Source organism: Caulobacter sp. P1_B12_2 (genome assembly GCF_056406675.1).
In genome coordinates this window covers 1-6,466 of the sequence record NZ_JBFTZS010000442.1, presented here as the reverse complement: position 1 = coordinate 6,466, position 6,466 = coordinate 1, and the positions used below count along the sequence as shown (strand labels likewise).

General features: G+C 70.2%; 4 protein-coding genes. 3 read left to right on the top strand and 1 reads right to left on the bottom strand.

Translation table 11 applies throughout. From position 1 onward, the window contains the following. The 3 genes from AC1DZ6_RS21085 to treF all read left to right on the top strand — a co-directional run. Positions 1-1,074: FecR family protein (locus AC1DZ6_RS21085; protein ID WP_477099089.1), on the top strand; the 1,074-nt coding region annotated here is incomplete at its 5' end. Positions 1,075-1,132: 58 nt separating this feature from the next. Further along, positions 1,133-3,694, top strand: a complete 2,562-nt coding sequence (locus tag AC1DZ6_RS21080) for a TonB-dependent receptor (protein WP_477099088.1) — start codon at positions 1,133-1,135, stop codon at positions 3,692-3,694. Positions 3,695-3,746: 52 nt separating this feature from the next. Next, the gene (gene treF / locus AC1DZ6_RS21075; RefSeq protein WP_477099087.1) at positions 3,747-5,339 is read left to right on the top strand and encodes an alpha,alpha-trehalase TreF; all 1,593 of its coding nucleotides are present in this window, start codon (positions 3,747-3,749) and stop codon (positions 5,337-5,339) included. Positions 5,340-5,343: 4 nt separating this feature from the next. On the opposite strand, the gene AC1DZ6_RS21070 is transcribed toward treF, so the two are convergent. Further along, entirely contained in the window at positions 5,344-6,339 is a 996-nt protein-coding gene (locus AC1DZ6_RS21070; RefSeq protein WP_477099086.1) for a helix-turn-helix domain-containing protein, read from the bottom strand. Positions 6,340-6,466 lie beyond the last annotated feature (127 nt).

Here is a 6,466-nt window from a genome sequence, read left to right as displayed (position 1 = left end):
GTCCAGTCTTCCGAAGCGCGGCTGGACGCCGCCCGCGAGCAGGCCGCCCTGTGGTGCGTGCGCCTGGCCGACGAGGAACTGTCCCCGGCCGAACAGGCCGAGCTGCAGGCCTGGTTCGAGGCCGACGAAGCCCATCGCGGCCTGCTGGATGACGCCGTCACCGCCTGGCGCGCGATCGAGGAACAGGCCGCCAGTCCCGGCATGATCGCCCTGCGCCGCGAGGCGCTGGAAGACCTGCGCCGCGCCCAGCACGGTCGCTGGGCCCGCCCGAGCCGACGCCCGGCGATCTGGACCGCCCTGGCCGCCTGCCTGGTCGTCGCCGTCGGAGCCGGGTTCGCCTGGCGCGCCGGCCTGCCCGACGTCTACCGCACCACCGAGGGCGAGCGGCGGATCGTCGAGCTGGCCGACGGCTCGCGCGCCTCGCTCGACAGCGCCACGGTGCTGAAGGTCAAGTACGAGCGCGGCCGCCGCCGGCTGTGGCTGGACAGCGGCCGGGCCAAGTTCTCGGTCGCCAAGGACCCGCTGCGTCCGTTCTCGGTGGCGGCCGGCGACAAGCTGGTGGTCGCCACCGGCACGGTGTTCAGCGTCGAGCGCCTGACCGGCCAGATGCGGGTGGTGCTGTACGAGGGCCACGTGGCGGTGCTGGACGACAAGACCGGCCGCGCCGACACCGCCGTGCCCGTCCGGATCGGCAATGCCCCCGCCGACCGCTTGCTGACCCCCGACCACGAACTGGTCACCTCGACCCGGACCAACGCCACGGTCGTCAGCCAGCTGGATCCGGTCCGCGCCAAGGCCTGGGAGAACGGCCAGCTGGTGTTCCAGGACGAGCCCATGGACCTGGCCGTCGAGCGGGTGAACCGCTACGCCCGCGACAAGCTGAAGATCGGCGATCCCGGCGTGGCCCAGCTGCGGATCAGCGGCGTGTTCACCTCGGGCGACACCAGCGCCTTCGTCGACGGCGTGACGGCCGTGCTGCCGGTCCACGCGGTTGCGGCCAATGGCGTGACCGTGCTGAAAATCGACCGCGGCCAAAAAAATTCCACGCCGTCCGGTGTGTCTTCGACGAGCTGAGGCGTCTCACCTTCCAAAGCGCCGCAATCAACGTCGGCGCATCTAGGGAGGGAAGACAATGCGCAGAACGTTCGATCGCCGTCTGGGCCATCGCTTGCTTGGGGGCTCCACCGCCGCCGCGGCCCTGATGCTCCTGGCCGCCCCAGCGGCCGTCCACGCCCAGCAGCAGCAGCAGCGGGCCACCTACAGCTTCGACATTCCCGCCCAGGACCTGAGCAGCGCCCTGCGCGCCTTCGGCCAGGCTTCGGGTCAACAGTTGGCCTTCGACGAGGCCAGCGTGCGCGGCAAGCATGCTCCGGCCCTGTCCGGCGCCTACACGGCCGAGGCCGGCCTCAAGCGCCTGCTGAACGGCACCGGCCTCAGCGCCCAGCCCACCGCCAGCGGCGTCTACGCCATCCGCGCCAAGACCCTGCTGGTGGCCACCAGCGCCCAGACGGGCGCCGCCTCGGCCGCCGCCGTCGAGCCCGATCCCGAGACCCCGGCCCAGGTCGAGGAGGTGATCGTGGTCGGCACGCCCGGCGGCAAGGGCGTCGACAAGCTGGCCGCCAGCTTCGCGGTCACCACCGTCACCGCCGACGACATCACCAAGGCCTCGCCCAAGAGCACCGCCGAGCTGCTGACCCTGGTGCCCGGCGTCTGGGTCGAGACCTCGGGCGGCGTGGCCGGCGCCAACGTCTTCGTGCGCGGCTTCCCCGCCACCGGCGACGCCGAGTTCCTGACCATCCAACTGCAGGGCTCGCCGATCTATCCGCCCTCGACCCTGTCGTTCCTCGAGAACAGCTCGATCTTCCGGGTCGACGAGACGATCTCGCGGATGGAGGCCCTGCGCGGCGGCCCCAACCCGATCTTCTCGAACGCCCAGCCGGGCCTGACCACCAACTTCCAGCTCAAGGAAGGCGGCGAGGAGACCCACGGCCTGATCAAACTGTCGACCTCCGACTACGATCTGCGCCGCGTCGACGGGCTGTTGAGCGGCAAGCTGGCCGACGACCTCTTCTTCATGGTCGGCGGCTACGCGACTACCTCGCCCGGCGTGCGCGACACCCAGTTCGACAGCGAGGTCGGCCAGCAGTTCACCGTCAACATCACCAAGCGGATGGAGCACGGCAAGATCAACCTCTACGCCCGCTACACCGACGACCACGGCGCCTGGTACCTGCCCTTCGCCATCAACGTGCCCGGCGTCGACAAGGGAACCTACACCCAGATCGGCGAGGCCAGCCGCTTCCACACCCTGCAGGTCAACGGGGCCGGCGCGACCCGCAATTTCGACCTGGCCGACGGCCGGGGCTTCAAGGGCTTCGTGGCCGGCGGCGGCTTCGAGCACGAGTTCGGCGACGGCTGGAGCCTGCGCGACCGCTTCAGCCTGACCGACGGCGACGCCGACACCTACGGCCTGGTGCCGGACGGGGCGGCGATCACGGTCGCCTCGTTGAACACCGTGGTCCCCGGCGCGATCAGGACGCGCGGCGGGACCACCCTGGGCGCCAACGACTACGTCCAGAACTGGGGCGCCTGGATCGTCGAGAAGAAGATCAAGGCCCTGACCAACGACCTGTCGATCGCCAAGACCCTGGGCAGCCATCAGCTTTCGGCCGGCTACTACGCCTCCAGCTTCAAGTCCGACGACTTCTGGACGATCGGCAATGTCGAGCCGATGCAGGTCAAGGCCAACGGCGACTACCTGGCCGCGCCGGTCACCTGCGCCAACCTGGCCACGGCCGGCAGCGGCTCAAGCTGCTTCAAGTTCGGCCTGACCTCGGCGGGCGACGGGCGGGTGGACGCGCTGTACCTGGCCGACTCCTGGCAGGTCATCGATCCGCTGCGCATCGACCTGGGCGTGCGCCGCGAGCGTTTCCAGACGGACTATGTGGTCGACGACGGCCCCGGCTTCCCCGACGGCCTGGCCCTGCGCACCACCGACTACAGCAACAGCAAGACCAGCTACACGCTCGGGGTGAACTACGACCTCAACGCCGTGTCGGGCGTGTTCGGCCGCTATTCGCGCGGCTACAAGTTCCCCAGCTTCGACAACTTCCGCGAGGGCCTGACCGACACCCTGTCGGTCGACCAGTACGAGCTGGGCTACAAGCTGCGCAGCGGACCGTTCGAGCTCTACGCCACCGGCTTCGCCAACGAATTCAAGGGCGCCAAGTTCGCCGACGTCGGCGGCATCCAGGAAAGCAACAGCAACAAGGCCCACGGCGTCGAGCTGGATGGCCGCTGGCGCTCGGACTTCGGCCTGTCGCTGGCGCTGAACGGCACCTGGCAGAAGACCGAGATCACCAAGTCGTCGATCCCGGCCAACAAGGGCAACAGCGCCCAGCGCCAGCCCGACTGGATGATCCGCTTCACGCCCAGCTACGACGTGACCCTGGGTTCGGTGGAGTCGACCTTCTACGGCACGGTCAGCGCGGTGGACGACCGCTTCGCCGACAACGCCAACACCCAGGTGCTGAAGGGCTACACCAAGTTCGACCTGGGGGCGATCTTCGACGTCTCGGACTTCACCGTCCAGGTCTCGGCCGACAATCTCACCGACAGTCACGGCCTGACCGAGGGCGACCCTCGGACCCGATCCGCGCTTTTGTCGTTCTTGAGGTCGAGCTTTAATTTTTGAAACCGCTCATCCCGGCATTCGCCGGGATGAGCGGACATGTGGAGGATCTGTCGTGAAGCATCGCACCAGCCTGCTGGCCTCCWCGCTCTGGCTCGCCCTCGCCGCTCCAGCGCTCGCCCAGACCGCGACGCCCAAGACCAGCGAGATCCCCTCCCCCGCCGACACCTATGCCGAGCTGTTCCACCAGGTGCAGATGCGCAAGCTGTTCGCGGACGGTAAGACCTTCGTCGACGCCAAGCCCAGGCGACCGCCCGTCCAGATCCTGGCCGCCTATCGCGCCCACGCGGTCTTCACCGACGCCGAGCTGAAGCGCTTCGTGCGCGCCAATTTCGTCGTGCCCGAGGCCGCGCCCCTACCGCCGCCGTCCCAGGACCGCACCACGCTGAAGGCCCACATCGCCGCCCTGTGGCCGGTGCTGACCCGTCCGCCGGTCCAGGCCGTCGACGGCGACAGCGCCCTGCCGCTGGACAAGCCGTTCGTGGTGCCCGGCGGCCGCTTCCGCGAGATGTACTATTGGGACAGCTACTTCACGATGCTGGGCCTGGCCGCCGACGGTCGGCAGGACGCGGTCGAGAACATGGTCGACGACTTCGGCGGGCTGATCGACCGCTACGGCCACATCCCCAACGGCACGCGCACCTACTATCTCAGCCGCTCGCAGCCGCCGTTCTACTTCGCGATGGTCGGGCTGGCCGACAAGACCGACAAGGCGCGGTTCAAGAGCCGCGTCGATCTCATGCGCCGCGAGCACGCCTTCTGGATGGACGGCGAGAAGACCCTCGCGCCCGGCCAGGCCCACCGCCGCGTCGTGGCCCTGCCCGACGGCGCGGTCCTCAACCGCTACGCCGATGACCGGACCACGCCGCGCGACGAGTCCTACCGCGAGGACGTGCTGACGGCGCGGGAGGTCACGAACCGCCCTGCCGGCGAGGTCTTCCGCGACCTGCGCTCGGGAGCCGAAAGCGGCTGGGACTACAGCTCGCGCTGGATGGCCGACGGCAAGAGCCTGAAGACCATCCAGACCACGTCGATCATCCCGGTCGACCTCAACGCCCTGATCTACGGCCTGGAGACGGCGATCGCCCAGGGTTGCGCCGAGCTGGCCGACGCGCCCTGCGTCGCCGAGTTCAGCAGCCGCGCCAAGGGCCGACAGGCGGCGATGAACGCCTATCTCTGGGACGCCCCGCGCGGCCTGTATCTGGACTACCAGTGGCGTGAGCGGGTCCGGCTGGACCATCCCAGCGCCGCGACGCTTTATCCGCTGTTCGTCGGAGCGGCGAGCGCCGACCAGGCCAAGGCGGTGGCGGCCACGACCCGCGCCCTGCTGCTGGCGCCGGGCGGCCTGCGAACCACCACCGTCTCGACCGGCCAGCAGTGGGACACCCCCAACGGCTGGGCCCCGCTGCAGTGGGTGGCGGTGTCGGGCCTGCGCCGCTACGGCCAGGACGACCTGGCCAAGGATATCGGCCAGCGCTGGCTGGCCACCGTGGCCCGCGAATACCAGGCCAGCGGCAAGATGCTGGAGAAATACGACGTCGAGGAGGCCAAGGCCGGCGGCGGCGGCGAGTACCCGCTGCAGGACGGCTTCGGCTGGACCAACGGCGTGACCCGAGCGTTGCTGGACCTCTATCCGGCGCCCCAATAGGGGCTCAGGTGATCTCGCCCATCAGCGCGTCCCAGCGCCGCCGGGACAGTTCGGCCCGCTCGCCGACCGAGGTGGCGGCGCGCACCTGGCGGCGGTACTCGCCGGGGGTGGCGGCGAAGGCCTTGCGGAACATCCGGCCCATGTGGCTCTCGGACTTGAAGCCGCAGGCGCGGGCGATGTCGGCGAGCGGGCGGTCGTCGTCCGGGTCGCCCAACGCCGCGCGCAGCCGCACCAGGCGGCGGGCCTGAATGACGCCGCCGATCCCGCCGTCCGGCTGGAAGATGCGGTAGAGGGTGGCGCGCGAGACGCCGGTGGCCTCGCCGATCGCCTCCGCCGTCAGGTCCGACGCCAGGTTGGTCTCGATGAAGCGCTTGACCGACTCCCGCCGGGCGAACTCCAGCCGTCGCAGGTCGGCCCCGCGCCCCAGCTCGACGCTGCCGGCCGCCACGGTCAGCAGGTCGATGAAGGCCCGCGACACGGCTGGCAGGTCGGCCTCGCCGATCTCGGGCGCGCGGGCGGACAGCGACGTCATGTAGTCGGCCAGCAGCAAGGCCTTGTCCGGATCGATGATCCGGCCGTGCAGGCCCGCGGTCGAGCCCAGCGCCGCCTGCAGCACCTCGCGCGAGACGCTGGCGGTGATCACCCGGGTGGCGAACGCCCGGTTGCGCATCGGACGGGTCATGTCCAGCAACACGATCTGGCCGGGCGCGACCGCGACGAAGCCCTCGCCGCTGTCGACCTCGAACCGGCCCTCGACCACCAGCTGGACCGTGAAATGGTCGAACTGGTCGCGGCGCACCCGCTCGGCGGAGCGCTCGTGGGCCACCCCGGCCAGGCGGCGGTCGAACAGCAGGATCCCGGCCAGCCGCCAGCCCGCGACCTCGGCGAAGAACGCGCCGTCCAGGCCCGTCACGTCGGCGCCGGACGCGTAGAGGTCGCGATAGACGTCCAGCCCGGCCCGGTCGGGCTCGGAGGCGAACTGCAGGAACTGCTCAGCCATCGCGCCTCGTCGCTTGCCGGAAACGTTCCGCCTCCGCGGTCTGGACGACGCTGTCCCAGGCTCGGCGGTTGCCCCAGGCCAGGGCGGAGGCGGCCAGGCTGGCCGCCAGGGTGGTGCAGAACAGAGC